Source organism: Pseudomonas sp. GR 6-02, assembly GCF_001655615.1.
Lineage (GTDB): Bacteria > Pseudomonadota > Gammaproteobacteria > Pseudomonadales > Pseudomonadaceae > Aquipseudomonas.
In genome coordinates this window covers 1,944,268-1,960,423 of sequence record NZ_CP011567.1, presented here as the reverse complement: position 1 = coordinate 1,960,423, position 16,156 = coordinate 1,944,268, and the positions used below count along the sequence as shown (strand labels likewise).

General features: G+C 58.8%; 12 protein-coding genes and 1 rRNA gene. 7 read left to right on the top strand and 6 right to left on the bottom strand.

What is annotated here, in order from left to right; all coding sequences use genetic code 11:
• Nucleotides 1-98 precede the first annotated feature (98 nt).
• Both PGR6_RS08575 and PGR6_RS30130 read right to left on the bottom strand, forming a co-directional pair.
• On the bottom strand, nt 99-551 hold the full coding sequence (locus PGR6_RS08575) for a hypothetical protein (RefSeq protein WP_064616811.1): 453 nt from the start codon (nt 549-551) through the stop codon (nt 99-101).
• Between the two features lie 197 nt (nt 552-748).
• Nucleotides 749-904 carry a hypothetical protein gene (locus tag PGR6_RS30130; RefSeq protein ID WP_177325214.1) on the bottom strand — a complete coding sequence of 52 codons (156 nt, stop codon included), beginning with the start codon at nt 902-904 and terminating at the stop codon, nt 749-751.
• On the opposite strand from PGR6_RS30130, the gene PGR6_RS08570 reads away from it, so the two are divergent.
• The 3 genes from PGR6_RS08570 to PGR6_RS08560 all read left to right on the top strand — a co-directional run bounded on the left by PGR6_RS08570 (nt 888) and on the right by PGR6_RS08560 (nt 3,125).
• Nucleotides 888-1,976, top strand: a complete 1,089-nt coding sequence (locus PGR6_RS08570; protein ID WP_018930289.1) for an asparaginase — start codon at nt 888-890, stop codon at nt 1,974-1,976. The two genes, PGR6_RS30130 and PGR6_RS08570, sit on opposite strands and share 17 nt — an antisense overlap.
• A gap of 164 nt (nt 1,977-2,140) precedes the next feature.
• A complete protein-coding gene (locus tag PGR6_RS08565; protein ID WP_064616810.1) occupies nt 2,141-2,431 on the top strand; it encodes a DUF1654 domain-containing protein in 291 nt (96 codons plus the stop codon).
• A 4-nt stretch (nt 2,432-2,435) separates the two neighbouring features.
• Nucleotides 2,436-3,125 (top strand): endonuclease, encoded by a 690-nt coding sequence (locus tag PGR6_RS08560; protein WP_018930291.1) that lies wholly within the window; start codon nt 2,436-2,438, stop codon nt 3,123-3,125.
• A 92-nt stretch (nt 3,126-3,217) separates the two neighbouring features.
• On the opposite strand, the gene PGR6_RS08555 is transcribed toward PGR6_RS08560, so the two are convergent.
• Nucleotides 3,218-4,681: a glyceraldehyde-3-phosphate dehydrogenase gene (locus PGR6_RS08555; protein WP_026286742.1), complete on the bottom strand. Its 1,464-nt coding sequence runs from the start codon at nt 4,679-4,681 to the stop codon at nt 3,218-3,220.
• Between the two features lie 354 nt (nt 4,682-5,035).
• On the opposite strand from PGR6_RS08555, the gene mfd reads away from it, so the two are divergent.
• From mfd to PGR6_RS08540, 3 genes are read left to right on the top strand one after another with little or no spacing between them, the layout of a single operon-like run.
• The gene (gene mfd / locus PGR6_RS08550) at nt 5,036-8,485 is read left to right on the top strand and encodes a transcription-repair coupling factor (RefSeq protein WP_018930293.1); all 3,450 of its coding nucleotides are present in this window, start codon (nt 5,036-5,038) and stop codon (nt 8,483-8,485) included.
• Nucleotides 8,486-8,495: 10 nt separating this feature from the next.
• Complete coding sequence (locus PGR6_RS08545; protein ID WP_018930294.1) at nt 8,496-9,074, top strand: CsiV family protein; 579 nt, start codon at nt 8,496-8,498, stop codon at nt 9,072-9,074.
• An 11-nt stretch (nt 9,075-9,085) separates the two neighbouring features.
• Nucleotides 9,086-11,779 carry a DEAD/DEAH box helicase gene (locus PGR6_RS08540; protein WP_064616809.1) on the top strand — a complete coding sequence of 898 codons (2,694 nt, stop codon included), beginning with the start codon at nt 9,086-9,088 and terminating at the stop codon, nt 11,777-11,779.
• A 229-nt stretch (nt 11,780-12,008) separates the two neighbouring features.
• Here the strand turns inward: PGR6_RS08540 and PGR6_RS08535 are convergent, their stop codons facing one another.
• Complete coding sequence (locus PGR6_RS08535; RefSeq protein WP_064616808.1) at nt 12,009-12,764, bottom strand: class II aldolase/adducin family protein; 756 nt, start codon at nt 12,762-12,764, stop codon at nt 12,009-12,011.
• Between the two features lie 121 nt (nt 12,765-12,885).
• On the opposite strand from PGR6_RS08535, the gene PGR6_RS08530 reads away from it, so the two are divergent.
• Nucleotides 12,886-13,845 (top strand): LysR family transcriptional regulator, encoded by a 960-nt coding sequence (locus PGR6_RS08530; protein WP_064616807.1) that lies wholly within the window; start codon nt 12,886-12,888, stop codon nt 13,843-13,845.
• Between the two features lie 11 nt (nt 13,846-13,856).
• On the opposite strand, the gene mrdA is transcribed toward PGR6_RS08530, so the two are convergent.
• Complete coding sequence (gene mrdA / locus PGR6_RS08525; protein WP_064616806.1) at nt 13,857-15,749, bottom strand: penicillin-binding protein 2; 1,893 nt, start codon at nt 15,747-15,749, stop codon at nt 13,857-13,859.
• A 241-nt stretch (nt 15,750-15,990) separates the two neighbouring features.
• Nucleotides 15,991-16,106, bottom strand: a 5S ribosomal RNA gene (gene rrf, locus PGR6_RS08520).
• Nucleotides 16,107-16,156: the final 50 nt, after the last annotated feature.

Sequence of the window (16,156 nt, the reverse complement as noted above, 5' to 3'; positions counted from 1 at the left end):
GCGCAAACGTTTGCGTAGACCGAACTATGCGAACCCTGCCGAGATTTGTCAACGCCCCGTTCCATGTCTCGGTTGGCAAAAGCCAACCCCGTTTTGCCTCACGCCGTGGTGTTGACCAGACCGCCGCCGCTGGAATCCTTGGCCAGCTCCTTGACCAGATTGCCGGTCACTTGCGCCAGCGCAGCGCTGGTACTGGCGATTTGCCCCTGGATTGTCATGACTGCGCTGGCCTTGGCTTCCGGGGTCGAATAATTCGCCGCCTGAGCGGCCGCCAGTTGCTGTTGCTGTTCGCGCAGTTGCTGCTGCAGTTCCTGCATGCGCTTGAGCAATACCTGCACCGCAATACTCTGACTGCTGGTTTTCTCGGATTTGCTTTCGCTCTGAGCCGCCGCGCCGCCAGCGGTTCTGACCTGCTTATCGTCGCCCTGCTCTTCGCCCAGCGCCTGGGCCGAGGCGTCGGATGCTGCTTCACTCAAGTCGTTGATGGTCGCCGGGGATTTACCCCCGATAGTGATTGCGCCTGCATTTGCAAAACCGACAGTAAACGACATGTGAACTCCTGAAAAAATAGATCCTTTAAAGGAGCATCGACCTGTGCGGGGTTTTCTTTAGCACCGATTTTCGATTTTGCAAGGCGACCTTCTCAATGAAGGTCGGTGAGCCGAACATAAAAGCTGAACATATTCGGAAACCCGGACAGCCAGGCGCGAAGTATCGCCAGCCACGGCAACAATATTGATAAAAATCATCAGGTTAAAAGATCACCTTCTCCAGCGTCCGACTGGTACAGATCCTGCTCTTCTTCCACACCCCCGGCGTTCAGATCTGCTTGGGGCGCTTCTAGATGAACTTGCATCTGCACCGCCTCACTACTAGAGAAAACAATAATGAAATCTGCCTTCAACACTTTTATTCCGGGCGCCTTGGCCCTGCTTATGCTTCTGCCTACAGCCCTTCAGGCAAAAGAAATCGAAACCCAACAGAAACTGGCGAACGTGGTGATCCTGGCCACCGGCGGCACCATTGCCGGCGCGGGCGCCAGCGCCGCCAACAGCGCCACCTACCAAGCGGCGAAAGTCGGCATCGAACAATTGATCGCAGGAGTTCCGGAACTGAGCCAATTGGCCAACGTTCGCGGCGAACAAGTCATGCAGATCGCATCCGAAAGCATCACCAACGACAACCTGCTGCAACTGGGACGTCGCGTGGCTGAACTGGCCGACAGCAAAGACGTCGATGGCATTGTCATCACCCACGGCACCGACACCCTGGAAGAAACCGCTTACTTCCTGAACCTGGTGGAAAAAACCGACAAGCCGATTATCGTCGTCGGCTCCATGCGCCCTGGCACTGCCATGTCGGCCGACGGCATGCTGAACCTGTACAACGCCGTCGCCGTGGCCAGCAGCAAAGACGCGCGCGGCAAAGGTGTACTGGTGACCATGAACGATGAAATCCAGTCGGGTCGCGATGTCAGCAAAATGATCAACATCAAGACCGAGGCGTTCAAAAGTGCCTGGGGCCCGCTGGGCATGGTGGTCGAAGGCAAATCCTACTGGTTCCGCCTGCCGGCCAAGCGTCACACCATGGACTCGGAATTCGACATCAAAACCATCAAGAGTCTGCCTGACGTCGAAATTGCCTACTCCTATGGCAACGTCAGCGACACCGCCTACAAAGCCCTTGCGCAGTCGGGCGCCAAAGCCATCATCCACGCCGGCACCGGCAATGGCTCGGTATCGTCCCGCGTGGTTCCCGCCCTGCAGGCCTTGCGCAAAGACGGCGTACAAATCATTCGCTCTTCTCACGTCAATGCCGGCGGTTTCGTGCTGCGTAACGCTGAACAGCCTGACGACAAGTACGACTGGGTTGTTGCTCACGACCTGAACCCGCAAAAAGCCCGCATCCTGGCCATGGTCGCACTGACCAAGACCAACGACAGCAAAGAGCTGCAACGGATGTTCTGGGAGTACTGATTCGCCCGCGCCCGACCCGTTCGCGGTCGGGCACCGCTGTCACCACTCGCCAGTCCTGGCGAGTGGTTCACGATCTCTTTCCGATAAAAAATCTCCCTTCGCCCTACACCAAACGGAAAAAACCACTGTCAGAGGATTTTCTTGAATTTTAAGCAGTTGCGAAAATGCCTACAGTTAAATACTGTATGCACGTACAGCTTAATAAGGATAACTCCGTGGCCACTACCTCCGCCTCTCCTGACGCTTACGAACGCCTGGGTATGCGCATTCAGAAAATCATCAATTCCCCCACCGCCCAGAAAGCCAAAGCAGCACTGATCTTCCGTCTTCCGGACGAACCCGTGGATGAGTGGGAGCGTTTGCTCGAAGAAATCGACGAGAACGACAACGTCACCCTCGCCCATCGCGACGATGGCGGCGTGCAGATTTTCTGGGTTGTGCCGAAGGAAGATTGAGTCAATGAGCGTCCGCTGGCTTGCTTTGCTGTTTCTGCTCATCACCCTTGGTGCCCAGGCTGGCGCCCCACGCACCTTCAACGAAGCCAAGAAAGTCGCCTGGAAGTTGTACGCTCCGCAATCCACCGAGTTTTATTGCGGCTGCAAATACACCGGCAACCGCGTGAACCTCGCCGCCTGTGGTTATGTGCCACGCAAAAACGCCAAGCGCGCCTCGCGCATCGAATGGGAACACATTGTCCCGGCCTGGCAGATCGGCCATCAGCGTCAGTGCTGGCAACAAGGAGGTCGCAAGAACTGCACGCGCTACGACCCGACCTATCAAAAAGCTGAGGCCGACCTGCACAATCTGGTACCCAGCATCGGCGAGGTGAATGGCGATCGGAGCAATTTCAGTTTCGGCTGGCTACCCGTGCAATCGGGTCAATATGGCTCGTGCCTGACTCAGATCGACTTCAAGGCGAAGAAGGTCATGCCCCGCCCTTCCATTCGCGGCATGATCGCCCGAACCTATTTCTACATGAGCAAGCAGTACGGCTTACGCCTGTCGAAACAGGATCGGCAATTGTACGAAGCCTGGAACAAGACCTATCCGGTTCAGGCATGGGAACGTCAGCGCAACCAGAGCGTGGCGTGCGTGATGGGCCGCGGCAACGAGTTTGTCGGCCCCGTAGACATGAAGGCTTGCGGCTAACCGGCTGCCAGCACTTTCTCCCGGCAGATTGCGCCCCGCACAAACAAAAACGCCCCGACCGAAGTCGGGGCGTTTTCATGTGCAGCTAAGGCTTAGCGCGGGAATGCTGGCGGGTTTACACCGGCCATGTCTTCCATCACGCGAACTACCTGGCAGCTGTAACCGAATTCGTTGTCGTACCAGACGTACAGAACAACGCGGTTGTCGTTGCAGATGGTCGCTTCAGCGTCCACTACGCCTGCGTGGCGCGAGCCCACGAAGTCGGTGGAAACCACTTCCTGCGAGTTGACGAAGTCGATTTGCTTATGCAGATCGGAGTGCAGCGCCATGTAGCGCAGGTACTCGTTCATCTCTTCACGGGTGGTGGCTTTCTCAAGGTTCAGGTTGAGAATGGCCATCGACACGTTTGGCGTCGGAACGCGAATCGCGTTACCGGTCAGCTTGCCGGCCAGTTCAGGCAGCGCCTTGGCGGCAGCAGTGGCAGCACCGGTCTCGGTGATCACCATGTTCAACGCGGCGCTACGGCCACGACGATTGCCTTTGTGGAAGTTGTCGATCAGGTTCTGGTCGTTGGTGTACGAGTGAACCGTTTCAACGTGACCGTTGACGATGCCGAACTTGTCGTTGACAGCTTTCAGCACCGGCACGATGGCGTTGGTGGTGCAGGAAGCGGCAGAAACGATCTTGTCGTCAGCGGTGATTTCACCGTGGTTGATACCGTGAACGATGTTCTTCAGCTTGCCTTTGCCAGGCGCGGTCAGAACAACGCGGTCGATACCCGGGCAGGCCAGGTGCTGGCCCAGGCCGTCGGCGTCACGCCATACACCGGTGTTGTCCACCAGCAACGCGTTTTTGATGCCGTACTGGGTGTAATCCACTTCAGTCGGGTTCTTCGCGTAGATAACCTGGATCAGGTTGCCGTTGGCGGTGATGGTGTTGTTGGCTTCATCGATGGTGATGGTGCCGTTGAACGAACCGTGCACCGAGTCGCGACGCAGCAGGCTGGCACGCTTGACCAGATCGTTCTCGGCGCCCTTGCGGACAACGATGGCGCGCAGACGCAGGCCGTCGCCACCACCGGTCTTCTCGATCAGGATGCGCGCCAGCAGACGACCGATACGACCGAAGCCATACAGGACAACGTCGGTGCCGGTACGACCGGAACCATTCTGCTTGCCGACCACATCAGCCAGTTCATCACGGACGAACGCTTCGGCGGTACGGCCATTGCCTTCGGCCTTGAATTTGACGGCCAACTTGCCCAGATCTACCGAAGCAGCGCCGAGCTTGAGCTCGCTCATTGCCTTGAGCAGCGGGAATGTTTCGTGGACGGACAATTCGCTGTCATCGGACTGGCGATGGCGAGCAAAGCGGTGAGCTTTGAGAATCGCGATGACAGACTGGTTGATCAGACTGCGGCCATAGATCGAGCTCACCACGTTGTTATTGCGGTAGAGCTGACCGATAAGCGGAATCATCGCTTCTGCGAGTGCTTCACGGTCGATCCATTCACCAAGACACTGGTCGGGCTTCTGAGTCACGGGAACCTTCCACATGTAGGGGCAGAAAAAAGGGGCTACATTATGCCGCCGAGTGCCTCCCGTAGCAATGCGCGCCTGTCGCACGAGCGGTAACAAAATTCCGTTCAAAAAAATCACGCCCCGCGCCAGCCCAGTAAATACGGGGCTTTCAGCACAGTCAATTTTTCGACGATAACGCCACAGTGTCCGTAACCATCCGTAACACCGAGCGGTTTTGGCACTACATTTCCAGTATTAAATCGCCAGTTTTTGTCATTACCACTACATTTTGCTCACCCTGTGTATATAGACACAGTCTGCAACTGACAGCCGGCACTCGAGACCGTTACAATTACCGACTTTGTCGCAACGCTTGGAGCTCAACCTTCCGTGCCCGTTCTGCGTCTACCGCTTCTCCCTGCCGCGGCAGGTAAACAGCACTGGGGCAACCTGCCCGGTGCCGCCCTGAGCCTGGCCATCGCCGAGGCCGCCAGCGCTGCCAAGCGCTTTACCTTGCTACTGACCGCCGACAGCCAGAGTGCCGAACGGCTGGAACAGGAGCTGAGTTTCTTCGCCCCGGATTTGCCTGTTCTGCACTTCCCCGACTGGGAAACCCTGCCCTACGACCTGTTCTCGCCACACCAGGACATCATCTCGCAGCGTATCGCCAGCCTGTATCGGTTGCCGGAGCTGGCGCATGGCGTTCTGGTGGTGCCGATCACCACTGCCCTGCATCGCCTGGCGCCGACCAAATTCCTGCTCGGCAGCAGCCTGGTGCTGGATGTCGGCCAGAAACTCGATGTCGAGCAGATGCGCACCCGGCTTGAGGCCACCGGTTATCGCTACGTCGATACCGTGTACGAGCATGGCGAATTCACCGTGCGCGGCTCGCTGATCGACCTGTTCCCGATGGGCAGCAAGCTGCCTTATCGCATCGACCTGTTCGACGACGAAATCGAGACCCTGCGCACTTTCGACCCGGAAAACCAGCGTTCCATCGACAAGGTCGACTCGGTCAAACTGTTACCGGCCAAGGAATTCCCGCTGCAGAAAGAAGCCGTGACCCGCTTCAAGGCGCGGTTTCGCGAGCGCTTCGATGTCGACTTCCGTCGCTGCCCGATTTTCCAGGATTTGAGCAGCGGGATTACGCCGGCGGGCATCGAGTACTACCTGCCGCTGTTCTTCGAGGAAACCTCCACCCTGTTCGATTACCTGCCCCAGGACACGCAAGTGTTTTCCCTGCCGGGCATCGAACAGGCCGCGGAGAATTTCTGGAATGACGTGCGTAACCGCTATGAAGAACGCCGCGTCGATCCGTCCCGTCCTTTATTGCCACCGGCCGAGTTGTTCCTGCCGGTGGAAGACTGCTTTGCGCGCCTGAAGAGCTGGCCCCGTGTGGTGGCCAGTCAACAAGACGTCGAAACCGGTGTCGGCCGCGAACGCTTCCCGGCTCAGCCGCTGCCGAACCTGGCCATCGAAGCCAAGGCCACTCAGCCGTTGGCGGCGCTGGCCAGTTTCCTCGACGAATTCCCCGGCCGCGTGCTGTTTACCGCCGAGTCCGCGGGCCGTCGTGAAGTGCTGCTGGAATTGCTCGAACGCTTGAAGCTGCGACCGAAAACCGTCGACAGCTGGCCGGACTTTGTCGCCAGCAAAGAGCGCTTGGCGATCACCATTGCACCACTCGACGAAGGCCTGTTGCTGGACGACCCAGCGCTGGCCCTGGTTGCCGAAAGCCCATTGTTCGGTCAGCGCGTAATGCAGCGCCGTCGCCGCGAGAAACGCGCCGACGCGAACAACGATGCGGTGATCAAAAACCTCACCGAGCTGCGCGAAGGTGCGCCGGTGGTGCACATCGATCATGGTGTCGGCCGCTATCTGGGGCTGACGATCCTGGAAATCGACAACCAGGCCGCTGAGTTCCTGACCCTCGAATACGCCGAAGGCGCCAAGCTGTACGTGCCGGTGGCCAACCTGCACCTGATCGCCCGCTACACCGGCAGCGACGATGCCTTGGCCCCGCTGCACCGCCTCGGCTCCGAGACCTGGCAGAAAGCCAAGCGCAAAGCCGCCGAACAGGTGCGCGACGTGGCCGCCGAGTTGCTCGACATCTATGCCCGCCGCGCCGCTCGCGAGGGTTATGCCTTCGCCGACCCGAAAGCCGATTACGCGACCTTCAGCGCCGGTTTCCCGTTCGAAGAAACCCCGGACCAGCAAACCACCATCGAAGCGGTGCGCGAAGACATGCTCGCGCCCAAACCGATGGATCGGCTGGTCTGCGGCGACGTCGGTTTCGGCAAGACCGAAGTGGCCATGCGCGCGGCGTTCATCGCGGTGCACGGCGGTCGTCAGGTGGCGATTCTGGTGCCGACCACCCTGCTCGCCCAGCAACACTACAACAGCTTCCGCGACCGCTTTGCCGACTGGCCGGTGACCGTGGAAGTGATGAGCCGTTTCAAGTCGGCCAAGGAAGTGAACGCCGCGGTTGCGGACCTGGCCGAAGGCAAGATCGACATCGTTATCGGCACACACAAGCTGCTGCAAGATGACGTAAAAATCAAAAACCTGGGGCTGGTGATCATCGACGAAGAGCACCGTTTCGGTGTCCGTCAGAAAGAACAGCTCAAGGCACTGCGCAGTGAAGTCGACATCCTGACACTGACCGCAACGCCGATTCCGCGGACGCTGAACATGGCGGTGTCGGGCATGCGCGACCTGTCGATCATCGCCACACCGCCGGCCCGTCGCTTGTCGGTGCGTACCTTCGTCATGGAGCAGAACAAGAGCACGGTCAAAGAGGCCCTGCTGCGTGAGTTGCTACGTGGCGGCCAGGTCTACTACCTGCACAACGATGTGAAGACCATCGAGAAATGCGCCGCCGACCTCGCCGAACTGGTGCCGGAAGCGCGGATCGGCATCGGCCACGGGCAGATGCGCGAACGTGAACTCGAACAGGTGATGAGCGACTTCTACCACAAGCGCTTCAACGTGCTGATCGCCTCGACCATCATCGAGACCGGCATCGACGTGCCGAGCGCCAACACCATCATCATCGAACGCGCCGACAAGTTCGGCCTGGCCCAGTTGCACCAGTTGCGTGGCCGGGTCGGTCGCAGTCACCACCAGGCGTATGCTTACCTGCTGACACCGCCACGCCAGCAAATCACTCCCGACGCGGAAAAGCGTCTGGAAGCGATCGCCAACACCCAGGACCTCGGCGCGGGCTTCGTGCTCGCCACCAACGACCTGGAAATCCGTGGCGCCGGCGAACTGCTGGGCGACGGCCAGAGCGGGCAGATCCAGGCCGTAGGTTTCACGCTGTACATGGAAATGCTCGAGCGTGCGGTGAAGTCGATCCGCAAGGGCGAACAACCGAACCTCGATCAACCGCTGGGTGGCGGTCCGGAAGTCAATCTGCGTGTACCGGCGTTGATTCCTGAAGACTACCTGCCGGACGTTCATGCTCGACTGATTCTCTACAAACGCATTGCCTCGGCCACCGATGAGGAAGGCCTCAAGGACCTGCAAGTGGAGATGATCGACCGCTTCGGCCTCTTGCCGGAACCGACCAAGAACCTGGTGCGGATCACGGCGCTGAAATTGCAAGCCGAACAGCTGGGCATCAAGAAAGTCGACGGCGGCCCGCAAGGCGGTCGGATCGAATTCGCGGCACAGACCCCGGTCGACCCGCTGACACTGATCAAACTGATCCAGAGCCAGCCCAAACGCTACAAATTCGAAGGCGCCACGATGTTCAAGTTCCTCGTGCCGATGGAGCGCCCCGAAGAACGCTTTAATACTGTAGAGGCGCTATTCGAGCGCCTCATTCCGACCACTGCTTGAAGGACGCCGCATGCGCCTGTTTCGCTCACTGACCTTGCTGATGACGTTGTTGATGTCGCTGCTCGCCTCGACCGCGTTTGCCGCTGATCTGTATCAGGTTGAAATGATTCTGGTACGGCAAAACGCCGTGCCTGCCATCGTCAGCCGAGCCGCGCCAGAAGACTGGGCTGCCGGTGCCCAACGCATCAGCCCCGACAGCTTTCGCACGCCAAGCCTGAATGCCGAAGTGGAAAAACTCACTGCCAGCAACGAGTACACGGTGTTGCTGCACAAGGCCTGGCAACAGAACCTGGGTGAAGAAGCCAGCAAAATCGCGATCAGCGAAGGCAAGGAACAGTTCGGCCAATTCCCGATCGAGGGCACGTTGAACCTGAAACTGGGGCGTTTCACTGACGTCGACGCCGACTTCTGGGTCAATCAGATTGACGCCAACGGCATGGTTACCGCCAGCGAACGCCTGAAGCAGGAAAGCCACACCAAGAACGGCCTGCTGAACTTCCTCGACAATGGTCACCTGGGCCTGTTGATCAAAATCACCTCGCTGACCGCCCCTGCACCTCGGCCAGTCCCCGATGAAATTCCGGACTGATTGAAGCCCTTATGTCCTCCGCGACCCTGAGCAAACCCCTGGCAACATCCTGGGTCAGCCGATTCAAGGAACAGAGCCTGGAGCGTGGCCGCCGCTACGCACTGGAGAACCGCGTCAGGATCGTCGAAGTCGGCGACGCCACCATCACCGCCAGTTGCGAAGGCTCTGGCGGTAACGTTTACCGTCAGACCATTCGCCTGCGCGAGTCGGCCAAAGGCAACTTGCTGATGATCGACGCCACGTGCACCTGCCCGGTTCACAGCAACTGCAAACATTGCGCAGCGGTGTTGCTGCAAGTGCAGGAAACCCTCGCGTATCCGGCAGCCGCGAAAGACGCCGAACTGCTGGAAAAACTTCAGGCCGTATTGGAAAACCGTAGCCCGAAAGCGCCGCCGCAAGTGCTGGTGGACAACGTGCAACCGGTGCCGCGCCTGTGGCTGGCGAGCATCGAGTTCAGCGCCTTCGAACCGCGCAACGGAAAAATGCAGCGTTACATTCAGCATCGCGCGGCGCTGTCCTTCAGCTATCTGGACGAATACGTCAGCGGACAGAAAAACGCTGACATCCTGATTCGTCAGGAGACACAGACGCTGCGGATAAAACGTCACCCGGAAGTCGAACAGACCTACAGGGAGCAGCTGCGGATCCTCGGTTTCAAAGTCGCCACCCGACAAAGTAAGGCCTTGCCAGAAAGTGCCGGCGAACTCTACGAGATGGTCAACGACAGCGCCTGGCTGACCTTCACCCTCAATGAGCTGCCGAAGTTGCGCACCCAAGGCTGGGAATTGCAGATCGACGAGGATTTCGGCTTCGACCTGACCGCCGTGGACGACTGGTACGCCACCGTCGAGCAGGCACCTGAGCGCGACTGGTTCGACCTGGAACTGGGGATCATCGTCAACGGCGAACGCCTGAGCCTGCTGCCGATCCTGTTGAACCTGATGCGCTCCCACACCGAAATCCTCAATCCGGAACGGCTCGCCCGACGTCGCGACGACGAACTGATCCTGGTGAACATTCCACAACGTCGCAGCACCGACCAGGGCCCGTTGCAGGTCGCCCTGCCCTTCGGCCGCCTGAAACCAGTGCTGGCCACCCTTGGCGAGTTTTACCTGCAAGAGCCCGGCGAAACCACGCTGCGCCTGAGCAAGGCCGACGCCACGCGACTGAACCCGCTGGAAGGCCTGCCGCTGCTCTGGGAAGGTGGCGAGCAGATCCGCACCTTTGCCCAGCGCCTGCGCGACATCAAGGACCACACCGCCGCAGCGCCCGAAGGCTTGAATGCCACCTTGCGCCCGTATCAGCTGGAAGGCCTGAGCTGGATGCAGTCGTTGCGACAACTGGAAGTCGGCGGGATTCTCGCGGACGACATGGGCCTGGGCAAAACCCTACAGACCCTGGCACACATTCTCAGCGAGAAGAATGCCGGGCGCCTCGATCGGCCGTGCATGGTGGTCATGCCCACCAGCCTGATTCCGAACTGGCTCGACGAAGCGGCGCATTTCACGCCGCAACTCAAAGTGCTGGCGCTGTACGGCGTCAGTCGCAAAAAGCATTTCGATAACCTGGCCGATTACGACCTGATCCTGACCACCTATGCACTGCTGCCCAAGGACGTCGAACGTCTGGCCGCGCAGCCGTTGCACGTACTGGTGCTGGATGAAGCGCAGTACATCAAGAACCCCAACAGCAAGGCCGCCCATGCGGCCCGTGAACTGAATGCTCGCCAACGCCTGTGCCTGAGTGGCACGCCGCTGGAAAACCACTTGGGCGAGCTGTGGTCGCTGTTCCACTTCCTGCTGCCGGGTTGGCTCGGTGACGTGAAAAACTTCAACCGTGATTACCGCGTGCCGATAGAAAAACGTGCCAGTGAAGTACGACTTCAACACCTGAACGGTCGGATCAAACCGTTCCTGCTGCGCCGGACCAAGGAACAAGTGGCCACCGAACTGCCGCCGAAAACCGAAATCGTCCATTGGGTCGAGCTCAACGAAGCCCAGCGCGATGTGTACGAAACCATGCGCCTGGCCATGGACAAGAAAGTCCGCGACGAGATCACCCGCAAAGGCGTGGCACGCAGCCAGATCATCATTCTTGAGGCACTGCTGAAGCTGCGTCAGGTGTGCTGTGATTTGCGCCTAGTCAACGATGCCGCCCTGCCCACTCGCGGCAGCACCTCGGGCAAACTCGATAGCCTGATGGAAATGCTTGAAGAGCTGTTCGAGGAAGGTCGGCGGATTCTGCTGTTCTCGCAGTTCACCTCAATGTTGTCGCTGATCGAGGACGAGCTGAACAAACGCGGCGTGGCGTATGCGATCCTGACCGGCCAGACCCGTGACCGACGCACGCCAGTCAAGGAATTCCAGAGCGGCAAGCGTCAGATCTTTCTGATCAGTTTGAAGGCTGGCGGTGTGGGCCTGAACCTGACCGAAGCCGATACGGTGATTCACTACGACCCTTGGTGGAACCCGGCGACGGAAAATCAGGCGACGGATCGTGCGTATCGCATTGGTCAGGAGAAGCCGGTGTTCGTCTACAAGATGATTGCCAGGGGCACGGTGGAAGAGAAGATTCAGCATCTGCAGAAGGAAAAATCCGATCTGGCCGCAGGCGTGCTGGATGGACGCAAGACCGGGGACTGGAAGTTGCAGAGCGATGATATCGAGGCGTTGTTTGCGCCGTTGCCGGAAAAAATCGATAAGTAGCAGGGATAGTCAGATCGCGATTGCGAGCAGGCTTGCCCCCACAGGGTGAGCAGCAATCCTGCGGGAACTTGCTCGCGAAAGGGGTCTTCTGAAATCGGACATGTCCTCCTGTAGGAGCGAGCGATGCGGCGACCCGACTTGCCCGCGAAGGCGGTGTGTCAGTCAACGTCGATGTTGAATGCGCTGACGCCTTCGCGGGACAGCAAAACAATGCTGTTGATGACAGAGTTTACGATAAGTAGGACTCGCGCTGGGATTCGATCAGGGTCAGAGCAGCCTCCCAGGCCAGGTCGATGATGTTGTCCTGTTCATCGCGGTCAAACTGTTCGGCGGTGTGCGCACAGACTTCCGGAGACGGGTAATGCAGCGCCGAACCACCGGCCAGCGCTTGAACCTGTGCCTGACAGGCACGCTCCAGGAAGTGAATTTCCTGAAATGCCTGGGCCACGCCGGAGCCACCGACCAGCAGGCCGTGATTACGCAGGATCATCGCCCGATGCGGCCCCAGATCGGCAATCAGACGCTCGCGCTCATCCAGCGACAGGGCAATGCCTTCATAGGTGTGATACGCCAACTTGCCGTAAAACTTCAACGCGTGCTGACTGATCGGCAACAAGCCGTGCTTCTGCGCGGCGACGGCCATGCCGGCGGCGGTGTGAGTGTGAATCACACAGTTTAGATCCGGGCGAGCCATGTGGATTGCCGAGTGGATCACAAAGCCTGCGGCATTGACCCGATGACCTTTGTAGGCCGGATCGACCACTCGCCCTTCCTGATCGATGCGCACCAGATCCGAGGCGCGCATGCGGTCGAAAATAACCCCGTAGCGGTTGATCAGAAAGTGATGCTCAGGCCCTGGAATACGCAGGGTAATGTGGGTGTCGATCAGGTCGGTCATGCGAAAGTGCGCGACCAGGCGATACAGCGCGGCCAGTTCGCAACGGGCTTGCCATTCAACCGTGCCGATGTGTTCAGGTTTGCTCACGAATACACCTCTTTAGCAGCGCACTCTCTGGCGCTTGTGAGCTTTATCGCTTCCATGCCAGGATTAGTCAATTTTCATATTCTTATCTTTACTATTAGCACTGCTACTACATGGAATCTTTATGCCGTCCACTTCGAACCCGTGGGTTGGTCGCCGCTTTCTGAATGACCGTCTCGACTGGAACCTGCTGCGCACTTATCTGGTGATCGGTCAGGAAGGCAGCATGAGTCGGGCCGCCGCGCGGCTGCACATCACCCAGTCGGCGGTCAGCCAGGCTTTGAAGCGTCTGGAAGAACAACTGGAATGTGTGTTGATCGCCCGCAGTGGAAGGCGGTTCGATCTGACGGAAACCGGGGAAGAAGTCCTGCGCATTGCAACGGACATTTACGGCGATATTTCACGCCTGGGAACGGTGCTGGAGAGTCGGCACGACGACGTGGTCGGCAAGATCCGCATCCTCACCGTCAGCGGCGTGCAAGCACGACACTACGATGAGTTCCTCGCCGACTTCCATGAAACCCACCCGAAAGTCGAGCTGGAAGTTGAGGTGATGGGCAGTTCGAACATCATCAGTTCGTTGCTGCAAAAGACCGCGACCATTGGCGTCGGATTATGCCGTTTACCGCAGCCGCGACTGGAACAGAGGGTATTGTTTCGCGAGCGTTATGCGTACTTTTGCGGGCAGCGTCATCGACTTTTCGGACAAGAGAATCTGACCCTTGAACAGCTCGCTGCAGAGAACTTCGTCAGTTTCACCAGCGATCAGCTCGGCGGCAATCTTTCACCCCTGACCCTGTTTCGCGACCAGCAAGGCTTTACCGGCAAGATCGTTGCGTCATCCACCAGTTTCGAAGAGATTTACCGCTTGATCTGCGCAGGGTTTGGTATTGGGTGTTTGCCAACTCATCTGGTGCGCAGGGATGTCGAGCAAGGTTTGCTCTGGCGTTTGCCGCCGGAAGACGGCGTGGTGGATTTCGATATCCAGCTGTTGTGGAATCGCGAGCAGAAGATGAATCAGGCCGAAACCGTGTTCCTGGAAAGCTTCCAGCACATGCTCAGCATTCGGGAGCCTGTGCTGTGAAGCCTTGATCCTTAAACGTGAGGGTCGCCCGGGGCTTTGCTCGGCGCGGCGTATTGCGGCTTCAGGTGGCCGTCCTGATCAAGTAGCCAGGCATCCATGATCTGCCGCACCACAGGGCCGGCGACGCGACCACCGGCCTCGCCGTTTTCGATCATCACCGAGATGACAATCTGCGGATGTTCAGCCGGGGCAAAACCGACGAACAACGCATTGTCGCGGTTACGCTCAAGGGTTTTCGCCCGGTTGTAGCGCTCACCCTGCTTGATCGCCACCACTTGCGCGGTGCCACTTTTGCCGGCGATGCGGTACTGCGCGCCCTGCGCCGCCGCTCGGGCAATCCCGCGGGCGTCGTGCATTACCATCTGCATGCCGTGATTGACCTGCTCCCAGTCACGCGGATCCTTGAGCAGGATGTTCGGCATCGGATGCTCGTCCACCGGCGCGACGCCATCCACAGTCTTGGCCAGGTGCGGCCGGTTCCATACACCTTTGTTGGCGATCAGCGCGGTGGCCTGTGCCAGCTGCAGAGGAGTGACCTGCATGTAGCCCTGGCCAATGCCGAGGATCACTGTCTCGCCGGGGAACCACGCCTGTCGCCGCGTGGCGCGCTTCCAGGCCTGAGACGGCATCAACCCGGGAGATTCTTCGAACATGTCCAGCGAGACCTTCTCGCCCAGGCCGAACATCGCCATGTAGTCGTGCAGACGATCGATGCCCAGCTTGTGGGCCAGATCGTAGAAGTAGGTGTCGTTGGAGCGCATGATCGCCGTGTCCATGTTCACCCAGCCATCACCGCTGTGATTCCAGTTACGGTACTTATGATCGAAATCCGGTAACTGGTAATAGCCCGGATCGAAGACGCGGGTCTGCGGGGTTACGACTCCGGCGTCGAGGCCGGCGATCGCCACTTCCGGCTTGATGGTCGAGCCAGGTGCGTAGAGCCCGCGCAGCACGCGGTTGAACAGCGGCCGGTCGATGGAATCGTGCAACGCCGCGTATTCCTTGAAGCTGATACCCGTCACAAACAGGTTCGGGTCGAAGCTTGGCTTGCTGACCATGGCCAATACTTCGCCGGTCGACGGATCGAGAGCGACCACCGAGCCACGCCGATCGCCCAATGCCTCCTCGGCGGCTTCCTGAAGCTTGACGTCGAGGCTCAGGACGATGTTTTTGCCGGGGATCGGGTCGGTGTGCTTGAGCACTCGCAGCACGCGGCCCTGGGCATTGGTTTCGACTTCTTCGTACCCCACATGGCCGTGCAATTCTGATTCGTAGAATTTCTCGATACCGGTTTTGCCAATGGATTGGGTGCCACGGTATTCCACCGTGTCCAGGGCTTTGGATTCTTTTTCGTTAATGCGACCGACGTAGCCGATCGAATGCGCAAAGTGCGCGCCCATGGGGTAGTGGCGAACGAACTGCGGCTCTACATCGATTCCGGGCAGACGGAACTCGTTGACCGCGAGTACGGCGATCTGTTCTTCGCTGAGCTCATAGAACAGCGTGACCGGGACGAAGGGGTGCCTGGCCTGCTTCATCGCCTTGTCGAACAGTGTACGGTCCTCGGCCGGCAGGTGCAGGAGGTTGACCACTTCATCCAGCTCGCGTTTGACATCGGAAGCGCGTTCGCGGGTGATGGTCAGGTTGAAGCTGGGCCGGTTGTCTGCCAGGACCACACCATTGCGGTCGTAGATCAGCCCACGAGTTGGAGTGATCGGCAGGACATGGACGCGGTTGTTTTCGGAGATTGTCGAGTGATAGTCGAACTCGACAACCTGCAGGACGTACATGCGCACCACCAGCGCGCAAGTAATGGCGGCGACGAACAAGGCGCAGGCCATCAGTCTTTTGTTGACCAGGAGCGTCTCTTTCTCGTGGTCCTTGATTGGTATCGGTCCGGGCATTTCTGCAGCAACTCTTTGACTATAAACGGGAGTACCGATCCGTAGGCTTGCAGTCAGTCCGTTGAAACGAGCTGCACCATACCAAAAACGGCATGGTTTTTAGCGCGCCCTGCCGAAGTTTCACGAACGATGCGACCATTACCAGGGATGGCCATCCGCTAGCCCTCTGTTGCCAAAGCACTTTCCTACGGGCAAAACAAAACCCCTACCTGCATACGCAGATAGGGGTTTCGGAATTTAATCTTGACGATGACCTACTCTCACATGGGGAAACCCCACACTACCATCGGCGATGCATCGTTTCACTTCTGAGTTCGGGATGGGATCAGGTGGTTCCAATGCTCTATGGTCGTCAAGAAATTCGGGTACCGAACCGTCTTTCGACGCTTCAGCAAATTGGGTATGCG

Excerpts from the sequence above, each read along its gene's own strand:
- PGR6_RS08575 (WP_064616811.1), bottom strand. The coding sequence starts at position 551 with ATGTCGTTTACTGTCGGTTTTGCAAATGCAGGCGCAATCACTATCGGG.
- PGR6_RS08570 (WP_018930289.1), top strand. The coding sequence starts at position 888 with ATGAAATCTGCCTTCAACACTTTTATTCCGGGCGCCTTGGCCCTGCTT.
- PGR6_RS08565 (WP_064616810.1), top strand. The coding sequence starts at position 2,141 with ATGCCTACAGTTAAATACTGTATGCACGTACAGCTTAATAAGGATAAC.
- PGR6_RS08560 (WP_018930291.1), top strand. The coding sequence starts at position 2,436 with ATGAGCGTCCGCTGGCTTGCTTTGCTGTTTCTGCTCATCACCCTTGGT.
- PGR6_RS08555 (WP_026286742.1), bottom strand. The coding sequence starts at position 4,681 with ATGTGGAAGGTTCCCGTGACTCAGAAGCCCGACCAGTGTCTTGGTGAA.
- PGR6_RS08545 (WP_018930294.1), top strand. The coding sequence starts at position 8,496 with ATGCGCCTGTTTCGCTCACTGACCTTGCTGATGACGTTGTTGATGTCG.
- PGR6_RS08540 (WP_064616809.1), top strand. The coding sequence starts at position 9,086 with ATGTCCTCCGCGACCCTGAGCAAACCCCTGGCAACATCCTGGGTCAGC.
- PGR6_RS08530 (WP_064616807.1), top strand. The coding sequence starts at position 12,886 with ATGCCGTCCACTTCGAACCCGTGGGTTGGTCGCCGCTTTCTGAATGAC.
- mrdA (WP_064616806.1), bottom strand. The coding sequence starts at position 15,749 with ATGCCCGGACCGATACCAATCAAGGACCACGAGAAAGAGACGCTCCTG.